Below are 25,845 nucleotides of genomic sequence, written 5' to 3'. Positions count from 1 at the left end.
TTTTGACACCGTCGCCGGTGTGCAGGTGTTCCGTGCGGGTGAGGCCCTGGCTGCGGGTGAGGTGAGCCGGCACGGCCTGGTGGCGCATCACCGGCGGCTGTTGCCGGGAGTGTGGACGCCGAATGGTCGTCCGCCGTCGGTCGAGGATCGCATCGGCGCTGCATGGTTGTGGTCCGAGCGCCAGGGCATCGTGTGCGGCCTGGCGGCATCGGCCATGCACGGTGCCCGATGGGTCGCAGACGACATCCCGATCGAATTGAACGTGGCGCGGCACAAGTCGCCGGCCGGCGTCGTCGTGGGCAGGGACACCCTCCTCGATGGTGAGGTGACTGGTCTCGGCGGGCTCCGGGTCACGTCCGTGGCGCGGACAGCCTTCGACCTCGCCCGTCGCGGACCGCGCGGTGTGGCGCTCGAGCGCCTCGACGCCCTGGCTCGCGCAACGCGATTCGCTGACGAGGACGTCCTGGCCGTGCTCGAAGCACATCCCAGGGTCCGCGGACGGCGCCGCGTCCCCGGCCTGTTGATTTTCGTCGACGCCGGCGCGCAGTCGCCCAAGGAGACCTGGCTGCGAATGGTGCTTATCGAGGCCGGCTTCCCGCGCCCGCAGACCCAGATTCCGATACTGGCCCCGGACGGCTATTCCCGGTACTACCTCGACATGGGATGGCCGGAGTACATGGTTGCGGTCGAGTACGACGGGGAGCAGCACCGTTCGGATCCGACGCAGTACCGCAGTGATGTGCTCCGGTCGGAACACATCGACGGACTCGGCTGGCGGCGGATCAGAGTCCTGGCCGGACACCGTCGCGAGGACGTCGCCGCGCGGGTCGCGAATGCCGGGGTGCCGCGTGACTTCATCGAGTGCGCGGCCTGGCAGGCCGCTACTTGCACAAAGCCTGCGTCAACGCGCACTCGACGGCAGGAAATCTAGCGGCGGCGAACGCTGCGCTGCACCCCGCGCATCTTCGCCTGGGGGGGCAGCGGCCCCTTGGGCATGGCGACCGGACCCTTCCTGGTTCCCAGCGCGGTGAGCCTGGACTCCAGGTCGTCCATCTTCTTGGTGGTGATGTTGGTCGGCAGCTTGTTCAGGTGGCGCTCCAGCTTGGCGAGCGGCACCTCGCCGTCGCCGTCGCCGATGATGACGTCGTAGATCGGCACTTCACCGACGAGGCGGGCGGTGCGCTTCTTCTCCTGGGCCAGCAGCGGCTTGACCCGCGCCGGCGATCCCTCGCCGACGAAGATCACACCCGGTCGGCCGACGACCCGATGCACCGCGTCGAAACTGCCGTTGACGGCGACGGTCTTGGTGACCCGCCACTTGCCGCGCATGTTCTCCAGCACCCACGCGCCGGCCCCGGCCTGGCCTTCGGCTTTGCGGTAGATGGACTTCTGCGCTCTCCGCCCGAAGACGATGAATGCGACCAGCACGCCCAGCACGATCCCCAGGGCGATGAACAGCCACTTGGTGAAGCCGCCGATCAGGAGGCCGAGGCCCACCGAGGCTGCCACCACCAGTAGGAACGCGCCCACCATGTAGGGCAGCAACCGGCTGTCCTCTTTGCGCTGCATCTGGAAGGCCTGCCACAGTTGCGCACGGCGCTGCTTGGAGGCGGCCTTGGAGGCGGCCTTGGCTTCCTTCTTGGCGGCCTTGAGTTGTTCCGGGGTGCGGGTCTTCGCCATAGCTGTTCAGGATACGGACGGTTGGCGTCGTTAATGCCGTGATGCCCGCGAAGCCTGATCGTAAAGCCGCCCGGCCCGATACGAGGAGCGCACCAGTGGTCCGGCCAGCACACCGGCGAAACCCAGGCCCTCGGCGTAGCCGGCCAGTTCGACGAATTCCTCGGGATGAACCCAGCGCTCCACCGGGTGATGACGCGGGGAGGGGCGCAGGTACTGGGTGATGGTGACGATGTCGCACCCGGCGCGGTGCAGGTCGACCAGCGCGGTGCGCACCTCGTCGATCGTCTCGCCCATGCCCAGGATCAGGTTGCTCTTGGTGACCAGCCCGAACTCCTGCGCCGCGGTCAGCACGTCCAGGCTGCGCCGGTACCGGAACGCCGGACGGATCCGCTTGAAGATGCGCGGCACCGTCTCCACGTTGTGCGCGAACACCTCCGGGCGGGACTCGAAGACCTGCCGCAGCAGGGCCGGCTCGCCGTTGAAGTCGGGGGCGAGCAGTTCCACGCCGGTCGACGGGTTGAGCCTCTTGATCGCCAGGACCGTCTCGGCGTACAGCCAGGCGCCGCCGTCGGGCAGGTCGTCGCGGGCCACCCCGGTCACCGTGGCGTACTTCAGGCCCATCGCCTTCACGCTCTCGGCCACCCGCCGTGGCTCGTCCCGGTCGAGTTCGGCCGGTTTGCCGGTGTCGATCTGGCAGAAGTCGCAGCGGCGGGTGCACTGCTCGCCGCCGATCAGGAAGGTGGCCTCCCGGTCCTCCCAGCACTCGAAGATGTTGGGGCAACCGGCTTCCTCGCAGACGGTGTGCAGGCCCTCGCGACGGACCAGCCCCTTCAGCGCGGTGTACTCCGGTCCCATCCGGGCCCGGGTTCTGATCCACGGCGGTTTGCGTTCGATCGGGGTCTCGGCGTTTCGCACCTCGAGCCGCAGAAGCCTACGGTCACCGGGATGCACGCTCATGGTCGCGATGTTACGGGCACCCGAGAGCCCGGTGCACCGGCGATCGTCCCGTGCTAGCTTGACCACTATCCGCACTAGCCCGAGACTCCACCGGCACGGGCAGTCAAGACACTTGAGGAGACCGGCGATGACGGTGCTCGATCATTCGGTTCGACATCTTTCGGCTCGACACCATTCGGTCCGACGAGGCGCGGCCATCGCGGGATTCGCGCTGATGGCCGGGGTGCTCCCGTTGGCCGTTCTGGCCACGCCTCCGGGCAGCACTGCCAACAACGCCGATTGCGCCGTCGGGTGGGTCTGGGACCCGGTGAGGTTCGTATGCGTCCCGGTCGCCCCGGTCGTCGCGGGCCCGGCAGGCCCGGTCGGGGTCGGCGGTGTGGTCGGCCCGGTCGGGGTCAATCCGGTCACGGGTCCGGTCGGTCCGGTCGGGGTCGGCGGTGTGGTCGGCCCGGTCGGGGTCGGTCCGGTCGGTCCCGGCGGAATCGGTCCGCGCTAGTCACCGCGCCGTCGCCAGGCGGCCGTCCAGGGCGTCGCAGACCGCACCGGCGACCCGGTCCCGGACCTCGCTGACGCCGACCCGGCGGCCCAGTTCGGCCGTCAGCGACGTCACCCCCGCGTCGGCGATCCCGCACGGCACGATCGCCCGGAACGCGCCCAGATCGCAGTCGCAGTTCAAGGCGAAGCCGTGCAGCGTGGTGCCGCGGGCGACCCGGATGCCGATCGCGGCGATCTTGCGGGCCGGCCGACCCGACTCCGGCGGCAGCCACACACCGGAGCGGCCGTCGACCCGGCCGGCGTCCAACCCGTAGTCGGAGCACACGGCGATCAGCGACTGTTCAAGGCGCCGAACGTAATTCACCACATCCAGCGGCGCGGCGAGGCCGATGACGGGATACCCGACGAGCTGCCCGGGCCCGTGCCAGGTGATCTTGCCGCCGCGGTCGGTGTCCACCACGGGGGTTCCGTCCACCGGACGCTCGTGGGCCTCGGTCCGCTTGCCGGCGGTGTACACCGGCGCATGTTCCAGCAGCATCAAGGTGTCCGGGCCGCCGGCGATCCGCGTCTCGGCGGTCGCCCGCTGAAGTTCCCAGGCGGCGAGGTAGTCCAGCGTCCCGAGCTGACGGACCCGCACCGGGGCATCGCTGGAGCGGATGGATTGCCGCATCCAACCGACGGTACTACCTCCCCTTCGAGCCGGTGGCGTAGGCGAGAGCCTCCCCGATGGTGTTGTGATGGAAGACGAAACCGGCACGTTCCAGGGCGGCCGGGATGGCACGCTGGCCGCCCAGCAGGCCCTCCTGCGCGAACTCCCCGAGCAGCGTCTTCAGGGCGATGCCGGGGACCGGCCAGGGCGCGGGCCGGTTCACCGCCCTCCCCAGCGCGGCGGTGAACTCCGCGTTGGTGACCGGCACCGGACCGGTGAAGTTGACCGGCCCGGACAACCCGGTGCTGCGGATCGCGAACAGCATGGCCCGGATCTGGTCCTCCAGGGTGATCCACGGCATGTACTGCCGCCCGCCCGCCAGCGGTCCACCGAGTCCCAGGGCGAAAAGCGGCTTGAGCCTGCTGAGCATGCCGCCGGCCGGGGAGAGCACCAGCCCGGTGCGGGCCAGCACCACCCGTACCCCGGCGTCGCTGGCCGGACCGGTGGAAGCCTCCCAGTCGACGCACAACTGGGCCAGGAAACCTGTTCCGGCAGAAGCTGTCTCGTCGACGATGCGGCTGCCGGTGTCGCCGTAGTAGCCCACCGCGCTGGCATTGACCAGGGTGGGGACGCCGGCTTGGGCGACCGCCGCCGAGATCACCTCGGTGGCGTCGATGCGGCTGTCGCGCAGGCTCTGCTTGAAAGCGCCGGACCAGCGCTTGTCGCCCACGCCCACGCCGCAGAGGTTGACCACCGCATCGACCCCGTCCAGGCCGGCCGGGTCGAACTCGCCGCTGGAGGGATTCCAGTGCAGCTCATCGCGGTTGGCCGCGGTGCGCCGCACGATCCGGATCACCCGGTGATCGGCGGAGCGCAGGGCGGCGACCAGTGCCGAGCCGATCAGACCCGACGAGCCCGCGACGGCGACGGTCAATGTTTCGCTCAAGGTGTCATTTCGCTGTCGCTCAAAGTCGTCATTTCGCCTTCGCTCAAAGTCCCAGTTCGCCTTCGCTCAAAGTCCTCATTTCGCCTTCGCTCAAAGTCGTCATTTCGCTGTCGCTCAAAGTCCCAGTTCGCCTTCGAAGGCGGCTTCCTCAAGCCGTTTGCGGACGGTGGTCAGGAAGCGGCCGGCGTCAGCGCCGTCGACGAGGCGATGGTCGTAGGTCATCGGCAGGTAGCACACCGACCGCACGCCCACCGACTCGTTGCCGAGTTCGTCGACGATCACCCGCGGCCGCTTGACGATCGCCCCGGTGCCCAGCATCGCGGCCTGCGGCGGGACCAGGATCGGGGTGTCGAACAGCGCTCCCTGGCTTCCGATGTTGGTGATGGTGAAGGTCCCACCGGAGAGTTCGTCGGGCTTGAGGTTGCCGGAACGGGCCCGGGCGGCGATGTCGTGTATGGCCCGCGCCAGTCCGGCCAGCGACAGGTCGCCGGCGTTGTGCACGACCGGCGAGAGCAGACCCTGCTCGGTGTCCACCGCGAAGCCCAGGTGCTCGGCGTCGTAGTAGGTGATCTCGCCGGTCTCCTCGTTGAAGCTGGCGTTGATGTTCGGGTGCGCTTTGAGAGCGTCGATCACCGCGCGGGCGAAGAACGGCAGGTAGGTGAGGTTCACGCCCTCTCGTTCGGCGAACTCCTTCTTGGCCCGAGCCCGCAGACCCACGATCTTGGTCATGTCGACCTCGTGGGTCTGGGTGAGTTGGGCGGTGGCCTGCAGCGACTCGCGGGTCTTGCGGGCGGTGATCTGACGTATCCGGTTGGCCTTCTGGGTGGTGCCGCGCAGGTGCGCCAGCGGTGACGGCGCCGCCGGCGCGGGGGCGGCCTTCTCGGCCGCGGCCGGGGGAGCGGCGGCCGGGGCCTCCCGGCCCTCGTCCTTCCGGCCGGCGGCCGCCAGCACATCCTGCTTGCGGATTCGTCCGCCCACCCCGGTGCCCTTCACCGTGGAGAGGTCGACACCGTTGTCGGAGGCCAGCTTTCGAACCAGCGGGGTGACATAGGGCGTGCCGTCGTCGGCTCCGGGCGGGGGTGCCGGGGCGGGTGCCGGGGTGGGTGCGGGGGCCGGCGGTCGCTCCGCCACGGGAGCCGGGGGCGCCGGGGGAGCCGGCGGAGCCGGGGCAGCGGGAGCCGGGGCAGCGGGCGCCGGGGCAGCGGGCGGCGGGGCAGCGGGCGGCGTGGGTTCGGGTTCCGGCTGGGAGGGCACCGGGCCGGCCTGGCCGATCCTGGCCAGCTCGCCGCCGACCTTGACCGTCACATCCTCCTCGGCGGTGATGCTCAGCAGAGTGCCGGATGCCGGCGAGGGGATCTCGGTGTCGACCTTGTCGGTGGAAACCTCGACCAGGGGCTCGTCCACGGCGACGGTGTCGCCGACCTTCTTGAGCCAGCGGGTCACGGTGCCCTCGGTGACCGATTCGCCGAGTTCGGGCATCAGCACCGGTGTCGACGAGCCCGACGCCACCGGGGCGGCCGGGGGCGGGGGCGGCGGGGGCACAGCGGCGGGCGCGGGAGCCTCGCTGATCTCCGGCGCCGGCGCCGGGGCCGCCTGAGCGGCCGGTTGCTCGGCGGGCGTGGGCTGTTCGACGGACGCGGTCGGCGGGGCCGGCGCGGCCGCCGCACCCGAGTCGGAGATGACGGCCAGCTCCCCGCCGACGGCGACGGTGTCGTCTTCGTGGGCGACGATCTTGGTCAGCACCCCCGAGGCAGGGGCGGGAATCTCGGTGTCGACCTTGTCGGTGGACACCTCCAGCAACGGCTCGTCCACCTCGACGGTGTCACCCTCGTGCTTGAGCCAGCGGGTGACGGTGCCCTCGGTGACGCTCTCGCCGAGTGCGGGCATCTGGACGGAGACGGACATGACTGTTGACTCCTCGAAAGCTTCGGACGGCCGATGGTGCCCCAATCCTGTCATTGTCGGACCGTCATGGGCGGGTAAGCGGCAAGGTCTTTTTCTCTGGCACCATCGAGGAACGGCGGTTCGAGAGGAGATTGCGGCGGTGGGCCTGTTCGACAGAATCCGGCGAAGACGGCCGGGCGGCGCCGGTGGCGACCGCACGGGTGCCCCCGACCTGCGATACCTGGGCCGTTGGGCGGCCGAACGCACCGGCGTGGAGGCCTACATCGAACCCCAGACCACCGTCACCCCGCTGACCGTCGTCCTGGTGGCCGCCGACGGCGAATGGACCCGCCGCCCGGCCGGCGGACCCGCCGGCGCGCGGCGTATCGGCCAGCGACTGGGCATCCCGGTCTACGACGTCCAGAAAGTCGGCTACCCGAAACGGATGCGCGACCACGACGCCCGGCGCCGGATCGAGCGCAGCCGTGCGCTGCGCTCCGAACTCGACGGGCAGTGATCCCCGGATGACGACGCGCTACATCCAGTCCCGCGACGGAACCCGTCTCGCGGCCTATCTGGAGGGCAATCCGGACGGGCCGACGGTGGTGCTGGTGCACGGCTGGCCCGACTCGCACAAGCTGTGGGACGGCGTGGTGGGGCTGCTGGCCGGCAGGTACCGCGTCATCCGCTACGACAACCGGGGCGCCGGGCGGTCCGAGGCGCCCCGGCGGGCGGCGGCCTACGACGTCGCCATCCTGGCCGACGATTTCGACGCCGTGGTCTCCCAGCTGTGTCCGGGCGAGAAAGTGCACGCGGTCGGCCACGACTGGGGTGCGGCGACGGTGTGGGAATACCTGACCCGCCCGGGGGCCGGCGACCTGGTGGCGTCCTACACCTCGGTCTCCGGGCCAGACCCCGGTCATCTGAGCCGGTTCATCCGGGAGGGACTGGCCCGACCCCACCGCCCACGAAGATTCGCCCGGGCCTTTACCCAAGCCGCCCACTTCAGTTACATGGTCGGTTTCTCGATCCCGGTGCTCACGCCGGCGGCGATGCGGTCGTTCCTGGCCCGGTGGATGAATCGCCGCCTGATCGCCCCCGGCCTCCCGGCGCACCAGCGGCACCAGGGCCGCACCTTCGTCGCCGACGCCACCAACGGTCTGAAAATCTACCGCGCCAACGTCTTTCGCGCGCTGAGGGCGCCGGTGCGGGAGCGCCACGTCTCTGTTCCGGTGCAGTTGCTGGTCAACACCGAGGACAGGTTCGTCCGGCCCTACGTCTACGACGACACCCCGCGGTGGGTTTCCTCGCTGTGGCGCCGCGACATTCGCGCCGGCCATTGGTCGCCGATGTCGCACCCGCAGGTGGTGGCGGGCGCGGTGGACGAACTGGCCCGACACCTCGAAGGCGAGCAGCCCAGCCGGGCCCTGCTGCGGGCGGAGGTGGGCCGGCCGCGAAAAACCTTCGGCGACATGCTGGTTGCGGTCACCGGCGCCGGCAGCGGCATCGGCCGGGCCACGGCGTATGCCTTCGCGGCCGAGGGCGCCGAGGTGGTGGTCAGCGACATCGACGAGGCGAGCGCCGCCGCCACCGCAGCCCGGATCAGGGACACCGGCGGCGTGGCGCACTCGTTTGCGCTCGACGTCGCCGACGCCGAGGCCGTCGAGACCTTCGCCGAGCGGGTCTGCGCCGACCACGGTGTGCCGGACATCGTGGTCAACAACGCCGGGATCGGGGTGGCGGGGGCATTCCTGGACATCCCGGCATCCCAGTTCGACCGAGTGCTCGACGTCAACCTCGGCGGGGTGGTCAACGGCTGCCGCGCCTTCGCGCGCCGACTGGTGGAGCGGGGGACCGGCGGGCACATCGTCAACGTCGCCTCGATGGCGGCCTACGCGCCGCTCAGTTCGCTCAACGCCTATTGCACCTCCAAGGCGGCGGTGTACATGTTCTCCGACTGTCTGCGGGCCGAACTCGACACCGCCGGGGTGGGACTGACGACGATCTGCCCCGGCCTGGTCAACACCAACATCCTCTCGGCCACCGGCTTTCACGCCGCCGAGGGCCGCCAGTCGGCCGTCCCCGCCCGGCGGGCGCAACTGGAGCGGATGTTCGAGGTACGCCGGTACGGTCCGGAGAGGGTGGCGGCGGCCATCCTGTCGGCGGTCCGGGCCAAGAAGGCGGTGCGTCCGGTCACCCCGGAGGCCTACCTGCTCTACGGCACCTCCAGGCTGCTGCCGCAGGCGTTGCGCAGCACCGCCCGCGGCAAAGTGGTCTAGCGCGAGGGCGTTCCGACCCGCTCAGGCGGACTGCCTGTCGAGGAAATCGTCGATCATCTTCCAGGTGGTGTTCACCGCCGAGCGCCCGGTCAGCACCCCGAGGTGCCCGCCGGGGGCGGTCTCGAGGCGGACCTCGGGCGAGTTGGGCAGCAGAGTGCCGACGTGATGGGCGACGTCGACCGGCACCAGCACGTCGGTGGTGCCGGCCACGTTCATCACCGGAACCCGCACCTCGGCGAGGTCGACCAGTTTGTTGGGGCCCTGAACCTTGCCGTCCGCCAGGTCGTTCTGCTGGACCAGTCGCTGATAGACCTGCAGCGTGGAACGCCCCGGATAGGCGAGCATGCTGTTCATCAGCCCGTCGACCGCCTCAACCTGGGCCAGGAACTCCCGGTCGTCCCGATGCTTGATCAGCGTGATCGGCTTCTTGAGGTAGGTGGTGATCGACGTCGCCTTGAACGCCGGCCCGACGATCTGCGCGGGGATCCCGCCCATCACCTTGATGAGGCTCCCGAGGACCCGGCCGCCGGTGTACTTGCCGATGGTGCGAACCGGGGCGACCATCGGGTTCTTGCTGATGTCGAACGGGCTGGCGACCATGACGACCGACTTGATCGGCAGTTCGTGGCCCCACGCAGCGGTGGTCAGGATGGAGATGACTCCGCCCAGGCACCATCCGACGAGATTCACCGGCCGGCCGCCGTTGTCCTCGGACACCTTCCTGATCGCGGCCGGCACGGCATCGGTGACCCAGTGCTCCAGGCCGAGGTCGCGGTCGGACAACGCGATCTCGCCGTAGTCCACGAGGTAGACCGGTCGTCCAGAGGCCAGAAGATGCTCGGTGAGCGAGCAGCCGCGTCTGAGGTCGAAGCACACCGACTGCGAACCCAGCGGCGGCACCAGCAATACCGGGTCGCCCTTGGCCGTGTCGGTGGTCGGGTGGTAGCGATGCAGTGTCGCCTTGCGGGCCTGTTCGATCACCTCCGAAGGCATCCTGGTGGTGTCGGCCATGCCCCCCTTGACCAGAAAGTCGTACATGTTGGAGACCGCCTGACGGCGCTGCTCCAGGGTCCGGTTCCTGTCGAAAATCGAGCTCATGGGCCGAGGATACGGGTACCGGGCGACTTCCCCACCCGTTCCGGCTCAGCCGTTCTCGGCGATGTCCTCCAGGACCGCGAAGAGCGTCCGCACCGGCACTCCGGTCCCTCCTTTGGGGGTGTAGCCCCACGGCGCGCCGGTGTTGTAGGCCGGACCGGCGATGTCGATGTGGGCCCACTGCACGCCCTCGGCGACGAACTCGCGCAGGAACACGCCGGCCACCAGCATGCCGGCGAACCGCTGCGAACTGATGTTGGCCAGGTCGGCCACCGTCGACTTCAGGTCCTCTTTGAGCTCGTCGGGAAGCGGCATGGGCCAACCGTTCTCGCCCTCCCGCTGGGACAGCGCCGCCACCCGGTCGCGGAATTCGTCGCTGCCCATCACCCCGGGGATCCGCGCGCCCAGCGCGACGGTCTGCGCCCCGGTCAGCGTGGAGGTCTCGATCAGGTAGTCGGGGGAGTCCTCGCAGGCCCGCACGATCGCGTCGGCGAGGATCAGCCGGCCTTCGGCGTCGGTGTTGAGCACCTCCACGGTGACGCCGCCGTACTGGGTCAGCACATCGCCGGGCCGCTGGGCGGTGGCCGAGGGCATGTTCTCGGCCATCGGGACGGTGGCGACGACGTCGATGGGCAGCTTCCGCCCGGCGGCCAGCACCATCGTGGCCACCACCGCCGCGGCCCCGGCCATGTCGGAGGTCATGTGATGCATCTGGGCGGCCGGCTTGATCGAGATGCCGCCGGTGTCGAAGGTGATGCCCTTGCCGATCAGCGCCACCTTCCGGCCCTTCCCGCCTTTGGCGCCGCGGTAGGTCAGCCGCACCAGCCGGGGCGGGTTGGCCGAGCCCTTGCCGACACCGATGATCCCGCCGTAGCCCTGCCCGGCCAGTGCCCTCTCGTCGAGCACCTCGACGGCCAGTCCGGCGTCGGTGCCCAGAAGCTTTGCCCGCCTGGCGAATTCGTCGGGGTGAAGATGGCTGGGGGGAGTGTTGACCAGGTCCCGGGCGGTGGCCACGGCGGTGGCGATCGCGACCGCGCGGGCGGCCTGAGCTTTGGCGCCCGCGGCGGTCGACAACGCGGTGATCCTCGCCGGGCCCGGTTCCTTGGGCGCGGTCTTGGCGCTGCGGAACTCGTGCATCTGGTAGCCGCCCAGGATCAGGCCCTCGACCGCCGCATCGAGGTGCAACTCCGACAGCGTGGTGATGATCGCACGCACCTCGCTCAGCGCCCGGGCGGCGGCTCCGGAGGCACGCCGGATCGTCTCGGCCGGCCAATCGTCGCGCTGCGCGCCGAGGCCGACGGCCAGCACGCTGCCGACCGGCAACGACGGGATGTGCAGTCTGGTGACCTGCTCGGGCCCGGCCTTGGCGCCCAGCGCCCGCAGTGCGACCTCGATCTCGCCGACGGCCTCGGCGTCGAGGAACGACCCGCCGACGACCTTCGGCGCCGCGTCGTCGCCGGGGCCGCCGACAACCCCCACCAGCAGAACCGACGAACCGGACCCGCGTCTGGGAACGGAAGTCGCGACGGTGACGGTGGGGGCGGTGTAGCCGGGCCGGGTGCTCATCAGCGACACCCTAACCGGCTGCGTTTAGGGTTAACCGCGTGACTAGTGACCCGACCGAGGAACAGCTGCTTCACGGCCCGCTGGAGGGTCGCCACCGCGACCGCGGCGCCACCTTCGCACCGTTCGGCGGGTGGCTGATGCCGGTGTCCTACGCCGGCACCGTCGGCGAGCACACCGCCACCCGGGAGGCGGTCGGGCTTTTCGACGTCAGCCATCTCGGCAAGGCGCTGGTGGCCGGTCCCGGGGCGGCGGAGTTCGTCAACTCCGCGCTGACCAACGACCTGCGCCGGATCGGGCCCGGGAAGGCCCAGTACTCCTTGTGCTGCGCACCGGACGGCGGCGTCGTCGATGACCTCATCGCCTACTACGTCAGCGATGACGAGATCTTCCTGGTGCCCAACGCGGCCAACACCGCCGCCGTCGTCGCTCTCCTGAAAAATGCTGCGCCACCGGGCATTTCGGTAACCGACGAGCACCGCTCCCACGCGGTGCTGGCCGTGCAGGGCCCGCGTTCGGCTGAGGTGCTGACCGCCCTCGGGCTGCCCGTAGACATGGACTACATGGGCTACGCCGACGCCGATTACTCGGGCCTGCCCGTCCGGGTGTGTCGCACCGGCTACACCGGCGAGCACGGCTACGAGTTGCTGCCGCGCTGGGACGACGCACCGGTGGTGTTCGACGCGCTGGCCGCCGAGGTGGAGGGACGGGGCGGTCAACTGGCGGGCCTGGGCGCACGTGACACGCTGCGCACCGAGATGGGATATCCGCTGCACGGCCACGAACTGTCCCTGGGGATCTCCCCGCTGCAGGCTCGCTGCGGCTGGGCGGTGGGGTGGTCCAAGGACGCTTTCTGGGGCCGCGAAGCGCTGGTCGCCGAGAAGCAGGCCGGTCCCCGACGGCTGCTGCGCGGCTTGCGTGCGGTCGGGCGCGGGGTGCCGCGCGCCGAGATGACGGTGCTGGCGGACGCGCGGCCGGTTGGGCACACCACCTCGGGCACGTTCTCGCCGACGCTGGGTGCGGGCATCGCGTTGGCGCTGATCGACACCGGGGCCGGTGTGGCGGACGGGTCGCTGGTCAGCGTCGACGTGCGCGGACGGATGCTGGACTTCGAGGTCGTCAAGCCGCCGTTCATCGATGTCAAGACCCGCTAGACGCGGTTATAGAATCGCGGCTATGTCCCAGGCCACGCTCGCGTTCACGGTGCAGCGCAACGCCCACCCGGCGAGCGAGTCCGAACGCGCGGCGATCCTCGCCGACCCGGGATTCGGCCAGTACAGCACCGACCACATGGTGTCGATAGGCTACGACCGCGACCGTGGTTGGCACGAGGCCCAGGTGGTGCCCTACGGGCCCATCGAACTGGATCCCTCGGCGATCGTCCTGCACTACGCCCAGGAGGTCTTCGAGGGACTGAAGGCTTACCGGTGGGCCGATGGGTCGATCGTCTCGTTCCGTCCCGACGCCAACGCGGCCCGGCTGCGCGCCTCCGCGCGGCGGCTGGCCATCCCCGAACTGCCCGACGAGGCCTTCCTCGAGTCGCTGCGCCAACTCATCGCCGTCGACCACCTCTGGGTCCCGCCGGCCGGCGGAGAGCAGTCGCTGTACCTGCGTCCGTTCATCATCGCCACCGAGCCCGGGCTCGGGGTGCGGCCCTCGGCGCACTATCGCTACCTGGTGATCGCCTCGCCGGCCGGGGCCTACTTCAAGGGCGGTATCAAACCGGTCAGCGTGTGGCTGTCCACCGAGTACGTCCGTGCCAGCCCCGGCGGCACCGGTGCGGCCAAGTTCGGCGGCAACTACGCGGCCTCGCTGCTGGCCCAGGCCGAGGCGGCGGAACACGGCTGCGACCAGGTGGTGTGGCTGGACGCCATCGAGCGCCGCTACATCGAGGAGATGGGCGGGATGAACCTGTTCTTCGTCTTCGGCAGGGGAGGCTCGGCGCACCTGGTCACCCCTGAGTTGAGCGGGTCGCTGCTGCCCGGCATCACCCGCGACTCGCTGCTCCAGCTGGCCGGGGATGCGGGTTTCGCGGTGGAGGAGCGCAAGATCGACGTCGAGGAGTGGCGCAAAGGCGTGGCCACCGGTGAGATCACCGAAGTATTCGCCTGCGGTACGGCGGCGGTCATCACCCCGGTGGCACAGGTGAAATACGGCGATGGCGAGTTCACCGTCGGTGACGGTCAGCCCGGCGAGGTCACCATGGCGCTGCGCGACACACTCACCGGCATTCAGCGCGGGACCTTCGCCGACACGCACGGCTGGATGACCCGGCTCCGCTGACGCTTCGCGGGTGGTGCTGGATGACCCGGCTCCGCTGACGCTTCGCGGGTGGTGCTGGATGACCCGGCTCCGCTGACGCCCGCGCGAATTCAGCCGTGCGCCACGGTGTTCCGCCCGGACCGCTTGGCCTGGTACAACGCCGCGTCGGCGCGGGCCACCCAGGAGGGCAGATCCTCGCCGGGGAGCAGTTCGGCCGCCCCGATGCTCACGCTGACCGAGCACAGGCGCTCGAACGGGACGTCGGCGATCCGATGCCGCAACTTCTCTGCGATCGCGACCGCATCGCTCAGGCCGCAGTACCGGAGCAGGATGACGAATTCCTCACCGCCCCAACGTGCTACGACGTCGGTGGTGCGAACCTGCTCGCGCAGCCGGTTGGCCACCTCGATGAGCACGCGGTCGCCGATCTGGTGCCCGTGGGTGTCGTTGATGGACTTGAAGTGGTCGACGTCGACCATGAGCAGTGTCAGCGCCTGGCCACTGCGTCCCGCCTGGGCGATGTCCGCGGAGAGCAACTCGGTGGTGTGCCGGCGGTTCCACAGCCCGGTGAGCGGGTCGGTGACGGCCAGCCGGGTCAATTCCGCTTCGAACATCTTGCGCTGACTGATATCTCGCGTGACACCGAGGATCTCGACTACGTTGCCGTCGGAATCCACGTGCGGAATGACCTGTAATTCGCCGGTCATGATGGAGCCGTCCTTGCGGTAGTACTCGTGCTCCCCGCGGTACATCTGGACCTCGGTGCCGCTCTCGATGGCCGCGAACAGGTCGGCGAAGTAGCTTCCGACCTTGGCCGCGGATTCCGGGGGATGGATCTCCTCGAGTGGCTGGGCCATGGCCTCCTCGGGAGTGAAACCGCGCACCCGTTGGACCGCGGGGCTGACGTAGGTGATGGAACCGTCCAGCCCCATGGTCCAGATGACGTCCCAGGCGTTGTGGGCCAGCAGGCGGTGGCGCTGCTCGGAGTTGCGCAGTTCCCGTTCCATCTCGTGCAGATGCGTGACGTCCTGCATCGCGCCTTCGACGACCGCCGACCCGTCCTCGCGCCGGCGGCAGAGCACCTGACCGCGGCTGAACACCGGCCGGCCCGTGACGTGCCTCCATTTCAGCTCGATCAGGTGCTGCTGACCCGGCTCCATCCCGAGCAAGGTGGCCAGACCGCCGGCCGAGTCGGGATGAACCTGGTCCAGCAGTGTCCGCGCGGCGTCCGGCGTGGTGTCGGGCCTGGAACCCACCAGCTGTGTCCGCATCCCGCCGGTGACGAACTCGAAGGCCACATCGGGCCGAATCCGCAGAATGAAGAACACCAGGCCGCTGCTGTCCGCCACCCGCTGGAACCAGTGGGAATCGGGCACGCTGCCGGTGGCCACATCGTCTTCGGTCACCTGTCACCCCTCGAAGTGCGCGGTCTTGGCCGATGATTAGTTCCCATGGTGACGGCTTTCAGGTCCGGATCGCCAGTCCCAGCAGGGTCAGCGTGGTAGACAGTTCCACCGCCGCGCCAGTCACATCGCCGGTGATGCCGCCGAAGCGGCGCGCACAGTGGCGGATCACGGCCGCCGCGGCCAGCAGGGCGACGGCCACCACGACCGGGCCCTGCCAGGTCCGCACGCAGGCGGCCGCCGAGAGCGCGCCGGCGGCCAGCGCCCAGGCCGCCACCACCGTCGCCGGCTGGCTGCCGGCCACCGCCGCACCGAGGCTGCTACCGGACGCGGCGGGCACCCCCCGCCGGCAGGCCAGCACGGCGGCGACCCGTCCGGTGACGACCGCCGTCACGACGGCGGCGGTGCCGGTGATCCCGGTGGGCAGCGCGGCCAGGCCGGCGGCCTGGGTCAGGATCAGCACGCCGACGGCGGCGACGCCGAAAGGGCCGGTGGAACCGTCGTGCATCACCGCCAGGGCGCGTTGCGGGGATCCGTAGCAGCCCAGCCCGTCGGCGGTGTCGGCAAGTCCGTCGATGTGCAGCCCGCGGGTCAGGACCAGCAGGGTGATCACCGCCGATGCCCCGGCCAGCAGGCTGTGCGGCCCGAACGCCCAGCGACCGGCCTCCAGCGCCACCGCCGCGGCGAGGCCCAGGGCGACACCCACCACCGGCAGCGCGGTGATGGTGGCGGCGGACGGGCCGGTGTCGCGATGCCCGGCCGGGAGAACGCTGCCAAACGCGAAAGCGCTTGCCACCGAATCGATCACGAGTCCGGGCCCGACACGCCCGCGTCGGCGAATGTCGTCATCGACGCCAGGGCGGCGACTGCCGCGTGGACGACGGGCAGGGCCAACGCGGCGCCGGTGCCCTCACCCAACCGCAGGCCCAGGTCGATGATCGGCTCGAGGCGCAGATGGGTCAGGGCCAGGGTGTGCGCCGGTTCGGGCGAACGGTGGCCCGCTTGCCACCACAACCGCGCCCCGGGCGCGAGTTGTTCGGCCAGCAGCGCGGCGGCGGCGACCACCAGGCCATCCAGCAGCAGCGGGGTCCGCCGGACCGCGGCCTGCGCGCAGAAGCCGGCCATGGCGGCCAGATCGGCGCCGCCGCAGGCGGCCAGCAGTCCCACCGGGTCGGTGTGCACGGCCCGGGAGCGGTACAGCGCGTCGCGGACCGCGGCGGTCTTGCGGGCCCATGCCGCGTCGTCGATCCCGGTTCCGCGGCCCACCGCCAGCACCGGTTCGATCCCGGTCACTGCGGCGACCAGAGTGGTTGCGGCAGTGGTGTTTCCGATACCCATGTCGCCGGCGATGAGCACATCGGCCCCGGCGTCGACCTCCTCGTCGGCGATCCGGATCCCGGTCTCGATGGCGGCGACGGCCTCATCGGTGCTCAACGCGTCCTGCACGGCGATGTCGCCGCTCGAGCGCCGCACCCGGTAGGTGGCCGCCGCGTCGCGGTCCACCGCCATGTCGACGACGCGCACCGTCGCGCCGGCCAGGTCGGCGAGCACGTTGATCGCCGCCCCGCCGGCCTCGATGTTGTCCACCATCTGAGCGGTGACCTCGGCCGGGTAGGCCGAAACTCCGTGCCGGGCCACCCCGTGGTCGCCTGCGAACACGACGACGCGGGCACGTTCGAAGGGCCTGGGCGGACATTCGCCCTGGCAGGACGACACCCATATGGCCACGTCCTCCAGCCGGCCCAGCGCTCCCCGGGGTTTGGTCAGCATGTCCTGGCGGCGGCGCGCGGCGGCAGCGACCCTGCCGTCGGGTGACGCGATCTCGGTGAATTCCATCAGTGCATCGCCTTCGTCGGCTTGATCCAGAGCGGCTGACCGGCGACCACCAGAACCACCTGGTCGCAGCAGTCCGCCAGGCGGCGGTTGAGCCCGCCCAACTCGTCGGCGAAGCGCCTGCCCGACTCGGTGGCCGGGACCACCGTCAAGCCGACCTCCGGGCTGACCACGACCAGTTCGGCGCTGCAGCGGTGCACGGCGGAGACCAGTTCGTCGACGTCGGAGACGATCGGCGCACCGTCCCAGCCGCGCCGGTCCAGGACGGCGGTCAGCCAGCCGCCGAGGTCGTCGACCAGCGTGGGACTGCCGTCTCGGCCGAGTTGTCCGGCGACGTCGACCGTCTCCACGGTGCTCCACGCCGCGGGCCGGCGGTCGCGATGCGCCGCAACGCGCCGAAGCCAGGCCGGGTCGGAGCCGTCGTCGCCGCCGCTCGACCCGGTGGCGATGTAGCGCACCGGTGCGTCCCCGGGTAACGCCGACTCGGCCCAGAGCGACTTGCCGGACCGGATACCGCCGAGCACCAGGGTGCGCACGGCCGCGCTCAGGCCACCGTCGCGCCGCGCTCGACGCGGGGGCGCGGCACTCGGGATCGGCGCAGCTGGGTGGCTCGCGAGACGGCGTAGAGGCCGAGCTTGCGGTGGGTTTCGGTGGTGTCGGGGAACTTCGCGTCCACCGCCTTGTTGACCTTTCGGGCCAGCAGGAAGCCGTCGACCAGCATGCCCAGCATCAGGGCCAGCGTGAACGGCGGCGAATAGTAGGCCAGCCTGGGCAATGCGAGCATGACGAAGATCAGGATGAGCGACAGCGGCAGGAACAGCCCGAGCAGATTGCGCCTCGAGTCGACCAGGTCTCGGACGTAGGCCCTGACCTCGCCCTTGTCGCGCGGCATGAGGAAGGCCTGCTCGCCGGACATCATCCGCTCGCGCTGGGTGGCCATGGCGGCGCGGCGCTTGACCTTCTCGGCCTTGCGCTCCTCCTTGGTCATCGTCTTCCGCATTTCCTTGCGGCGCTGTCGAGCCTCGGCGGAGGTCGTCGGAGCGGGCGCCACCGGGCCGCGCTTCTTGGCCTTGTCGGTGCGCTTAGGGGTTGGCCGGCCCTTCGGCGAGGTGGTGCGGTTGGCGCTCCCGGTCACGGCCTCAGGCGTGGCCTCGGTCGGATCAGGGGTCTCCGCGGCGGACCCCGAGTCGTCAGACCCCGAGTCGTCCGCACCGGCATTTCGGCGGCCCAGCGGTTTCACGACTGACAGGTTACTTCGCCCCGGCGACCCGGCCGGTGCGGGCCGGTTGCGAGACCGGTTGCGAGAAGTAGCCTGCCGGGGTGGCCCTGCGCGTGCTGATCGCCCCGGACTGCTTCGGGGACAGCCTGTCGGCCCTGGAGGCCGCCCGGGCCATCGCCGAAGGGTGGCGGCGGGCCCGCCCGCAGGACGGGCTGGTGACCGTCCCGTTGTCGGACGGCGGCCCGGGCTTCGTCGAGGTCCTGTCCGCGCGGCACCCGGACTGGCGGTTGCGACGCAGCCGGGTCCGCGGCCCGCTCTCACATGACGTCACGGCGGCCTGGGTGTTCGATCCGGCCGGCCCGACCGCATACATCGAAAGTGCTCAGGCCTGCGGGTTGGCGCTGCTCGGCGGAGCGCCGACGGCCGAGACGGCGCTGGCAGCCCAGAGCGCAGGAGTGGGCCGGCTGATCGATCAGGCGCTGCGTTCGGGCGCCCGCACCGTGGTCGTGGGCCTCGGTGGCAGCGCCTGCACCGACGGCGGGCGCGGCATGGCCGAGGCCCTGGGCGGCCTGGCCGCTGCCCGCCGCAGACTGACGGGGGTGGATCTGATCGCCGCCACCGATGTCGAACATCCGCTGCTCGGGCCGTCCGGGGCGGCCCGGATCTTCGGGCCGCAGAAAGGTGCGGACCCGCGCACCGTCGGGATTCTCGAGGCCGGCCTGGCGAAGTGGGCCCTCGAGCTTGAGGCCGTCGCGGGGCGCCCCGTGACCGGCTTGCCCGGCGCCGGTGCAGCCGGGGGACTGGGTGCGGCGCTGCTGGCCCTGGGCGGAAGACGGGAATCCGGAGCCGCCTTGATCGCCGGCCATGCCGGGATGCCCGCCGAAATCGCCCGAGCCGACCTGTTGATCACCGGCGAGGGCCGTCTCGACGGGCAGTCGCTGCACGGAAAGGTGGTCGGGTCGCTGGCCGCCGCGGCCCGGGAACGCGGCCTTCCGGTGCTGGTGCTGGCCGGCCAGGTCGGGTTATCCGCGCCGGCGGCCCGGGCTGCCGGCATCACCGCGGCGTATGCCCTGCGGGACTACGCGGGATCGGTGCGACGGGCCATCGGCGACGCCGCCGCCCAGTTGTCCGGCCTGGCCGCCCGCACCGCGGCCGACTGGCCGAACGGATCGCAGGAATAGTAGGGGGACGGGGTACCGTTGACTCCAATGGGCCGCCCGCCCAATGACTTGCCTCTGAGGAGACGTAATGACCGACCAGTCGACCACCTCGCCCGATGCGACGGACCTGGGCACCGCCGCCCACGGCGTCACCATGACCGACGCCGCCGCCACCAAGGCCAAGACTCTGCTGGACCAGGAGGGTCGCGACGACCTGGCCCTGCGCATCGCGGTACAGCCCGGTGGCTGCGCCGGCCTGCGCTACAACCTGTTCTTCGACGACCGCGCCCTCGACGGCGATCTGAACGTGGAGTTCGGCGGCGTCACACTGACCGTCGACCGGATGAGCGCGCCCTACGTGCAGGGCGCGACGATCGACTTCGTCGACACCATCGAGAAGCAGGGCTTCACCATCGACAACCCCAACGCGACCGGATCCTGCGCCTGCGGCGACTCGTTCAACTGACGCCCGGTCAGTACTGCGCCGCGGTGCGCAGCAGGTAGCTACAGACCAGCAGCTTGCCGTCCTCGCGCAGCAACTGGGCCACGCCCTGCTCCTCGGTGCGGCCCTTGCGCGCGCTCGACGCCGGCGACACGTCCATGGTGAACAGCACCTGCGCCTGATAGGGCGACGCCCGGACGATCTTGTCGATCGAGGTCACCTCGGCCTGCGTGAACTGTCTGCGGAAGGCGTCGCTGGCCAGCCTGGCCAGCGCGAGGTCGGACTTGCGGTCCTTGACCGCGTCGAACATGCCGCACCCGTTGTTGCGGGCCACCGTCTCGGTGTCGCTGTCGGACAACGCCGTCAGATAGCCCTGGATCGCGGTCTTCGCGGCGGCATCGGTGAACGCGCCCGTCCCGGCGCCCGGTCGCGCCCCCTTGGCGAACAGCCCGGCGGCGACCAACGCCGCCACCGCGCCGAGTCCCGCCAGGGTCCACAGCAGCGCGCGGCTGCGTCGCGGCGGTTGCGGATAGCCGATCGGCGGCGGCAACGGACCGGGGTAGGCCGCCGGGTACGGATACGGCTCCGCGCCGCCGGGCTGGTGCGGCGGATACGGGCCGGCCATCGAATGGGACTCCTGTCGAATAACATCGCTGCACGATCGGGCCATATAGTCGGCTCCTGATACGCAGGCTAGCGCACCGGCCGGCCTGCCCCATGAATGAAGGGCGGACGCCTGTCGTGACCATCGCGGTAACGGGATCCATTGCCACCGACCACCTGATGCGGTTTCCGGGCCGCTTCTCCGAGCAGTTGCTGGCCGAGCACCTGCAGAAGGTGTCGCTGAGCTTCCTGGTCGACGATCTCGTGGTGCACCGCGGGGGTGTGGCGGGCAACATGGCCTACGCGATCGGCGTGCTGGGCGGCGACGCGACGCTGATCGGTGCGGCCGGCGTCGATTTCACCGACTACCGGGAGTGGTTGGAGTCCGCCGGCGTCAACTGCGACCAGGTGCTGGTCTCCGACACCCAGCACACCGCGCGGTTCGTCTGCACCACGGATGTGGACATGGCACAGATCGCGTCGTTCTACCCCGGTGCGATGTCGCAGGCGCGCAACATCCGAATGGCCGACGTGGTGGCCGCGGTCGGCACGCCCGAACTGGTCATCGTCGGGGCCAACGACCCTGACGCGATGTTCTCCCACACCGACGAGTGCCGCGCCCTCGGTCTGGCTTTCGCGGCCGATCCCTCACAGCAGCTGGCGCGGCTGTCCGGCGAGGAGATCCGCCGCCTCGTCGACGGCGCCGCCTATCTGTTCAGCAACGACTACGAGTGGGACCTGATGCTGTCCAAGACCGGCTGGTCCGACGCCGACGTCCTCGGCCAGGTCGGCCTGCGGGTCACCACCCTGGGCGCCAAGGGCGTCGACATCGTCGGGGCCGACGGCACCGACATCCACGTCGGGGTGGTCCCGGAAACCGCCCAGGTCGATCCCACCGGTGTCGGCGACGCCTTCCGGGCGGGCTTCCTCACCGGCCGCAGCAACGGCCTCGGCCTGGAACGGGCCGCGCAACTGGGCTCGCTGGTCGCGGTGCTGGTGCTGGAGACCACCGGCACGCAGAACTGGACGTGGGATCCCGCGCTGGCCCGGACCCGGTTGGCCGGGGCGTTCGGCGCCGATGCCGCCGACGAGATCGCCGAGGCAATGGCCGTCTCCGCTCGCGGCCGACCGCTGACCCGCCGGAACTGAGCGCCGCTACAACTGCACCGGGTAGTGCGGCTCGCTTATCCGCGGCACGATGCTTTCCTCGACGAAGACGGCGTACCACAGCAGGAAGATCAGTACGGTCCACAGCCGCCGGCTGTGGTCGCTGCCGCCGGCCCGGTGTTCGTCGAGCATGGCCCGCACCGCGGGCAGGTCGACCAGATGACCGGCCTGCGAGGCGTCGATCATGCCGTAGGCCCAGTCCATCAGTTCCCCGGAGCGCAGCCAGTGCCGGATGGGCACCGGGAAGCCGAGTTTGGCGCGGTTGAGCACGTGGGCCGGCACGATCGGTTCCAGGGCGCGGCGCAAGGCGTACTTGGTGGTGGTCCGGGTGATCTTCTGGTCGTAGGGGAGTCGGGACGCCACCGCGAAAACCTCGGGGTCCAGGAACGGCACCCGCAGTTCCAGCGAATTGGCCATCGTCATCTTGTCGGCCTTGACCAGGATGTCGCCGCGAAGCCAGGTGAACAGGTCGATGTGCTGCATCCGGGCCACCGGATCCCAGTCCTCCGAGCCGGCGTAGATGGCCGCGGTGACGTCGGTGTGGGTCCACTCGGGTCGGAAGCCGGGCAGCACCGCCCGCAGTTGCTCGTCGGAGAAGCTGCGCGCGTTGCCGTAGTAGCGCTCCTGCAGCGTCAGCGAACCGCGGTGTAGCAGGCTCTTGCCGCGCATCCCCTCCGGCAGCGGTCTGGAGGCCTTGCCCAGGGACTTGCGGAAGCCCTTGGGAAGGTAGTCGAAAGCCTTGAGCGACAACGGCTCCCGATAGATCGTGTAGCCGCCGAAGAGCTCGTCGGCACCCTCCCCGGACAGCACCACCTTGACGTGCTTGCGGGCTTCGCGGGCGATGAAGAACAGCGGCACCAGCGCCGGGTCGGCGACCGGCTCGTCGAGGTACCAGACGATCTCGGGCAATGCGGCGACGAACTCCGACTGGCTGACCACCTTGGCGACGTGCCGGGCCCCGATCGCCTCCGCCGATGCCACCGCCACGTCGACCTCGGAGAAGCCTTCCCGCTCGAAGCCAGTCGTGAAGGTGATCAGCCGGGGGTTATGCCGGATCGCCAGCGCGGCGATCGCGGTGGAGTCGATGCCACCGGACAGGAACGCCCCGACGGTGACGTCGGCGCGCATGTGCTTGGCGACCGAGTCCTCCAGGACCGCGGTGATCTCGTCGTAGCGGGCCTGTTCCGAAGCCGACCCCGGGCCGGCGCGGAACGGGACCGCCGCGAAGCGCGGCCTGAAGTAGCGCGTGATGGCGGGGGACTGGCCGGGGCGGATCACCGCGTAGCAGCCGGACTCCAGCCTGCGCACCCCCCGGTGCAGCGTCTCCGGCTCGGGCACGTACTGCAGAACGGTGTAGTGCTGTAGGGCCCGGGTGTCGATGTCGGTGTCCAGCCCGAGGGCGCCGGCCAGGCCCAGCAGACACTTCTTCTCGCTGCCGACCGCGGTGCCGCCCGGTCCGGTGGCCATGAACAGCGGCTTGATTCCGAACGGGTCCCGGGCGCAGAACAGTTCCCGGCGCACGGTGTCCCACAGCGCGAAGGCGAACATGCCGCGCAGCCGGGTCAACGCCTCGGTGCCCCAGTAGTGGTAGGCGGCGACGATGGCCTCCCCGTCGCCGTCGGTGGCGAATTGCGCCCCGAACTCGTCGCGCAGCACCTCGCGCAGTTCCAGGTAGTTGTAGATCTCGCCGTTGAAGACCAGGACGTACCGTTCCGGCTCGCCGGGCGGCCCCCAGCGCAGCGGCTGGTGGGAATGGGCGATGTCGATGATGGAGAGCCGGTTGAAGCCCAGAACGACCGTGCCCGACGCCGCCGGCCCCGCGGCACCGGCCGCATCGGTCCAAGTTCCGGGCTCGTCGGGTCCCCGGTGGCGCATCAGGTGCGACGCACCCGCCACGGCCTCGACGGTCTCCTCGGTGATGGCGCCGGCGGCGTCTCCTACCAGGGCAAGCAGTCCGCACATCCGGCCAAGTATGCCCGAACGGGACCGGGCGGCCGAATGAGGATCCAACTGAATCGCGAGGTGTGTCAGCTTGCTGTTCAAAGGTGGTCTACGCTGCGTAGTATTCGAGTGGCGATGTGCCCTCGTGCCGCTCTTTCGAGGTGGTCCGGGTGCGTCGGCCCAGGTTGTGACACAGGAGGCGCCAGGTGACACCACGCGGGCTAGGCGATGCCACGACCAGCTCCGGGACCCGCTCCAACCGGCGGCGGACGGCGGGCCTGACCGTCGCCTTCGCGCTGCTGGCACTGACCCTGAGCGGTTGCAGCTGGAAAGACGCTCTGGCGCTCGGGTGGCCGCGGGGCGTCACCCCCGAGGCGCACGCCATGCACACGCTGTGGCTCTGGTCGGTGATAGCCGCGCTGGTCGTCGGCGTGATCGTCTGGGCTCTGATCTTCTGGTGCGCCGCGGCCTTCCGCAAGAAGAGCGGCGACGACGAGATGCCCCGTCAGTTCGGCTACAACATGCCGCTCGAACTGACGCTGACCGTGGTCCCCTTCCTCATCATCTCGGTGCTGTTCTACTTCACCGTGGTCACCGGGCAGAAGGTGCTGAACAGGGAGCCCAACCCGGAGGTCATCGTCGACGTCACGGCCTTCCAGTGGAACTGGAAGTTCGGTTACCAGAAGATCGCCTACGCGGACGGATCGTTCAACTACGACGGCGCCGACCCGGCCCGCAAGGCCGCGGTGGTGTCGAAGCCCGAGGGTGAGGACGCCCACGGTGAGGAGAAGGTCGGCGCGGTCGCCGGCCGGAATCCCGAGGACCGGTCCTACCTCAACTTCAACAAGATCGAAACCATCGGCAACAGCGACGAGATCCCGGTCCTGGTCCTGCCGGCCGGCAAGCGGATCGAGTTCCAGCAGGCCTCCGCCGATGTGATCCACTCGTTCTGGATTCCGGAGTTCCTGTTCAAGCGTGACGTGTTCCCGGAGCCGGAGGCCAACCACTCGGAGAACAAGTGGCAGGTGTCCGAGATCACCAAGACCGGGGCCTTCGTCGGGCGGTGCGCCGAGATGTGCGGCACCTACCACTCCATGATGAACTTCGAAGTGCGCGTGGTCTCCGCCGACGACTTCAAGGCTTACCTGCAGGCGCGCAGCTCGGGCAAGTCCAACGCCGCGGCGCTGCAGGCGATCAAACAGCCCCCGCAGGCGATCACCACCAAGCCGTTCGACACCCGCCGTGGTGAGCAAGTGATCCCGAAGCCGGAGATGGCCGCCGCGCAGGCGACCAAGTAGGGAGAGTCGGAATGCGTATCGAAGCCAGGCTGTTCGAGGTCCTGACCGGTTTCTTCGTTCTCACGTCGATCGTGTACGGCGCGCTGACCGCGGTGTTCTCACCGCGCGGCCTGGAATGGGCCGGCACCACGGCGCTGGTCCTGACCGCAGGCCTGTCGCTGATCATCGGCACGTTCTTCCGCTTCGTGGCGCGGCGTCTGGACACCCGCCCCGAGGACTACGACGAGGCTGATATCGCCGACGGGGCCGGCGAGCTGGGGTTCTTCTCCCCGCACAGCTGGTGGCCGATCCTGATCGCGGCCGCGTTCTCCACCGCGGCCATCGGGACCGCCCTCTGGCTGCCGTGGCTCATCGTCTCCGGAATCGTCGCAGTGGTGGCGGCGGTCTGCGGACTGGTCTTCGAGTACTACGTCGGCGCTGAGAAGCACTGATCGTTCCGAGGTCCAACAGATGAGCGGGCCCAATCCGCCTGATCGGCCGGTCGGCGACCGCGAAGAGCTGACCGACACCGGTTTCTCCCGTGCCTACTCGGCGCCGGAGTCCGAGCAGTACACCATCGCCCCCTATGTTCCATCCACCGAACTGGAACTTTACGACTACGACGCCTACGAGCAACCCGGCGGATCACAAGAGTTGCCGCCGCCGAAGTGGCCCTGGGTGGTGGGTGTCACCGCCATCATCGCCGCCATCTCGCTGGTGGTGTCGGTGGCGCTGCTGGTGACCGGCGACGACGACACCGAGAACCTGGCCACCCCGACCACGAGCACCGTTCCCCCACCCCCGGTGCAGGATCAGATCACCACCACCACGTCCTCGCCGCCGCCACCGCCGCCCCCGGCAACGGAGGCGCCGCCGCCCCCGCCCCCGCCGGCCGAGACCGTCACCGTGACGCCGGAGCCGCCCCCGCCGCCCCCGCCGCCTCCGCCGTCGCCGAGCCCCGAGCCTCCGCCGCCTCCGCCGACCAGCGAG

The 25,845-nt window shown here is 70.2% G+C and carries 25 protein-coding genes and 1 pseudogene; 12 read left to right on the top strand and 14 right to left on the bottom strand.

Annotation, left to right across the window (positions count from 1 at the left end; genetic code table 11):
- Positions 1-19 precede the first annotated feature (19 nt).
- Entirely contained in the window at positions 20-931 is a 912-nt protein-coding gene (locus ADBZ5U_RS01220) for a type IV toxin-antitoxin system AbiEi family antitoxin (protein WP_526261529.1), read from the top strand.
- On the opposite strand, the gene ADBZ5U_RS01215 is transcribed toward ADBZ5U_RS01220, so the two are convergent.
- On the bottom strand, positions 928-1,680 hold the full coding sequence (locus ADBZ5U_RS01215; protein ID WP_526261527.1) for a DUF4191 family protein: 753 nt from the start codon (positions 1,678-1,680) through the stop codon (positions 928-930). The two genes, ADBZ5U_RS01220 and ADBZ5U_RS01215, sit on opposite strands and share 4 nt — an antisense overlap.
- Before the next feature lie 30 nt (positions 1,681-1,710).
- On the bottom strand, positions 1,711-2,637 hold the full coding sequence (gene lipA, locus ADBZ5U_RS01210; RefSeq protein WP_526261525.1) for a lipoyl synthase: 927 nt from the start codon (positions 2,635-2,637) through the stop codon (positions 1,711-1,713).
- Between the two features lie 127 nt (positions 2,638-2,764).
- On the opposite strand from lipA, the gene ADBZ5U_RS01205 reads away from it, so the two are divergent.
- Entirely contained in the window at positions 2,765-3,133 is a 369-nt protein-coding gene (locus ADBZ5U_RS01205; RefSeq protein ID WP_526261523.1) for a hypothetical protein, read from the top strand.
- On the opposite strand, the gene lipB is transcribed toward ADBZ5U_RS01205, so the two are convergent.
- From lipB to sucB, 3 genes are all read right to left on the bottom strand, one after another.
- Positions 3,134-3,802: a lipoyl(octanoyl) transferase LipB gene (lipB, locus tag ADBZ5U_RS01200; RefSeq protein WP_526261521.1), complete on the bottom strand. Its 669-nt coding sequence runs from the start codon at positions 3,800-3,802 to the stop codon at positions 3,134-3,136.
- A 13-nt stretch (positions 3,803-3,815) separates the two neighbouring features.
- Positions 3,816-4,727 carry a TIGR01777 family oxidoreductase gene (locus tag ADBZ5U_RS01195; protein WP_526261519.1) on the bottom strand — a complete coding sequence of 304 codons (912 nt, stop codon included), beginning with the start codon at positions 4,725-4,727 and terminating at the stop codon, positions 3,816-3,818.
- 114 nt (positions 4,728-4,841) lie between these two features.
- Positions 4,842-6,632 carry a 2-oxoglutarate dehydrogenase, E2 component, dihydrolipoamide succinyltransferase gene (sucB, locus tag ADBZ5U_RS01190; protein WP_526261517.1) on the bottom strand — a complete coding sequence of 597 codons (1,791 nt, stop codon included), beginning with the start codon at positions 6,630-6,632 and terminating at the stop codon, positions 4,842-4,844.
- A 139-nt stretch (positions 6,633-6,771) separates the two neighbouring features.
- On the opposite strand from sucB, the gene ADBZ5U_RS01185 reads away from it, so the two are divergent.
- Positions 6,772-7,128, top strand: a complete 357-nt coding sequence (locus tag ADBZ5U_RS01185; protein ID WP_526261515.1) for an oxidoreductase — start codon at positions 6,772-6,774, stop codon at positions 7,126-7,128.
- 7 nt (positions 7,129-7,135) lie between these two features.
- On the top strand, positions 7,136-8,890 hold the full coding sequence (locus ADBZ5U_RS01180) for an SDR family oxidoreductase (protein WP_526261513.1): 1,755 nt from the start codon (positions 7,136-7,138) through the stop codon (positions 8,888-8,890).
- A gap of 21 nt (positions 8,891-8,911) precedes the next feature.
- On the opposite strand, the gene ADBZ5U_RS01175 is transcribed toward ADBZ5U_RS01180, so the two are convergent.
- Both ADBZ5U_RS01175 and ADBZ5U_RS01170 read right to left on the bottom strand, forming a co-directional pair.
- A complete protein-coding gene (locus ADBZ5U_RS01175; protein ID WP_526261511.1) occupies positions 8,912-9,988 on the bottom strand; it encodes an alpha/beta fold hydrolase in 1,077 nt (358 codons plus the stop codon).
- Positions 9,989-10,033: 45 nt separating this feature from the next.
- Positions 10,034-11,551, bottom strand: a complete 1,518-nt coding sequence (locus ADBZ5U_RS01170) for a leucyl aminopeptidase (RefSeq protein WP_526261509.1) — start codon at positions 11,549-11,551, stop codon at positions 10,034-10,036.
- A 38-nt stretch (positions 11,552-11,589) separates the two neighbouring features.
- Here ADBZ5U_RS01170 and gcvT point away from each other — a divergent pair, with 38 nt between their 5' ends.
- Complete coding sequence (gene gcvT / locus ADBZ5U_RS01165) at positions 11,590-12,702, top strand: glycine cleavage system aminomethyltransferase GcvT (RefSeq protein WP_526261507.1); 1,113 nt, start codon at positions 11,590-11,592, stop codon at positions 12,700-12,702.
- A gap of 22 nt (positions 12,703-12,724) precedes the next feature.
- Complete coding sequence (locus tag ADBZ5U_RS01160) at positions 12,725-13,831, top strand: branched-chain amino acid aminotransferase (RefSeq protein WP_526261505.1); 1,107 nt, start codon at positions 12,725-12,727, stop codon at positions 13,829-13,831.
- Positions 13,832-13,920: 89 nt separating this feature from the next.
- Here ADBZ5U_RS01160 and ADBZ5U_RS01155 read toward each other — a convergent pair whose 3' ends face one another.
- From ADBZ5U_RS01155 to ADBZ5U_RS01135, 5 genes are read right to left on the bottom strand one after another with little or no spacing between them, the layout of a single operon-like run.
- On the bottom strand, positions 13,921-15,216 hold the full coding sequence (locus tag ADBZ5U_RS01155; RefSeq protein WP_526261503.1) for a sensor domain-containing diguanylate cyclase: 1,296 nt from the start codon (positions 15,214-15,216) through the stop codon (positions 13,921-13,923).
- Positions 15,217-15,274: 58 nt separating this feature from the next.
- Complete coding sequence (locus ADBZ5U_RS01150) at positions 15,275-16,021, bottom strand: adenosylcobinamide-GDP ribazoletransferase (RefSeq protein WP_526261500.1); 747 nt, start codon at positions 16,019-16,021, stop codon at positions 15,275-15,277.
- Positions 16,018-17,049: a nicotinate-nucleotide--dimethylbenzimidazole phosphoribosyltransferase gene (gene cobT, locus ADBZ5U_RS01145; protein ID WP_526261498.1), complete on the bottom strand. Its 1,032-nt coding sequence runs from the start codon at positions 17,047-17,049 to the stop codon at positions 16,018-16,020. Before cobT ends, ADBZ5U_RS01150 begins: the two co-directional genes overlap by 4 nt.
- Entirely contained in the window at positions 17,049-17,582 is a 534-nt protein-coding gene (locus tag ADBZ5U_RS01140; protein WP_526261496.1) for a bifunctional adenosylcobinamide kinase/adenosylcobinamide-phosphate guanylyltransferase, read from the bottom strand. The genes cobT and ADBZ5U_RS01140 overlap by 1 nt, the downstream gene beginning before the upstream one ends.
- Before the next feature lie 8 nt (positions 17,583-17,590).
- Positions 17,591-18,286 carry a DUF3043 domain-containing protein gene (locus tag ADBZ5U_RS01135; protein WP_526261494.1) on the bottom strand — a complete coding sequence of 232 codons (696 nt, stop codon included), beginning with the start codon at positions 18,284-18,286 and terminating at the stop codon, positions 17,591-17,593.
- Between the two features lie 86 nt (positions 18,287-18,372).
- Here ADBZ5U_RS01135 and ADBZ5U_RS01130 point away from each other — a divergent pair, with 86 nt between their 5' ends.
- Both ADBZ5U_RS01130 and ADBZ5U_RS01125 read left to right on the top strand, forming a co-directional pair.
- Complete coding sequence (locus tag ADBZ5U_RS01130) at positions 18,373-19,446, top strand: glycerate kinase (RefSeq protein ID WP_526261557.1); 1,074 nt, start codon at positions 18,373-18,375, stop codon at positions 19,444-19,446.
- Between the two features lie 67 nt (positions 19,447-19,513).
- Positions 19,514-19,891 (top strand): HesB/IscA family protein, encoded by a 378-nt coding sequence (locus ADBZ5U_RS01125; protein ID WP_526261491.1) that lies wholly within the window; start codon positions 19,514-19,516, stop codon positions 19,889-19,891.
- A gap of 7 nt (positions 19,892-19,898) precedes the next feature.
- On the opposite strand, the gene ADBZ5U_RS01120 is transcribed toward ADBZ5U_RS01125, so the two are convergent.
- Positions 19,899-20,492, bottom strand: a complete 594-nt coding sequence (locus tag ADBZ5U_RS01120) for an Rv0361 family membrane protein (protein ID WP_526261489.1) — start codon at positions 20,490-20,492, stop codon at positions 19,899-19,901.
- 116 nt (positions 20,493-20,608) lie between these two features.
- Between ADBZ5U_RS01120 and ADBZ5U_RS01115 the strand changes: the two genes are divergently transcribed.
- A complete protein-coding gene (locus tag ADBZ5U_RS01115; RefSeq protein WP_526261487.1) occupies positions 20,609-21,619 on the top strand; it encodes a carbohydrate kinase family protein in 1,011 nt (336 codons plus the stop codon).
- A 6-nt stretch (positions 21,620-21,625) separates the two neighbouring features.
- Here the strand turns inward: ADBZ5U_RS01115 and asnB are convergent, their stop codons facing one another.
- Entirely contained in the window at positions 21,626-23,599 is a 1,974-nt protein-coding gene (asnB, locus tag ADBZ5U_RS01110) for an asparagine synthase (glutamine-hydrolyzing) (protein WP_526261485.1), read from the bottom strand.
- Positions 23,600-23,856: 257 nt separating this feature from the next.
- On the opposite strand from asnB, the gene ctaC reads away from it, so the two are divergent.
- From ctaC to ADBZ5U_RS01095, 3 genes and pseudogenes are all read left to right on the top strand, one after another.
- Entirely contained in the window at positions 23,857-24,876 is a 1,020-nt protein-coding gene (ctaC, locus tag ADBZ5U_RS01105; protein ID WP_526261555.1) for an aa3-type cytochrome oxidase subunit II, read from the top strand.
- Positions 24,877-24,887: 11 nt separating this feature from the next.
- Positions 24,888-25,307 (top strand): aa3-type cytochrome oxidase subunit IV, encoded by a 420-nt coding sequence (gene ctaF / locus ADBZ5U_RS01100; RefSeq protein ID WP_526261483.1) that lies wholly within the window; start codon positions 24,888-24,890, stop codon positions 25,305-25,307.
- Positions 25,308-25,326: 19 nt separating this feature from the next.
- Positions 25,327-25,845 (top strand): annotated as a pseudogene (locus ADBZ5U_RS01095) (hypothetical protein); the annotation flags it as partial.

The organism is Mycobacterium sp. (genome assembly GCF_040398885.1).
Classification (GTDB): Bacteria; Actinomycetota; Actinomycetes; order Mycobacteriales; family Mycobacteriaceae; genus Mycobacterium.
Note: the sequence above shows the minus strand (reverse complement) of the source record. Positions and strands in the feature narration are given on the sequence as shown.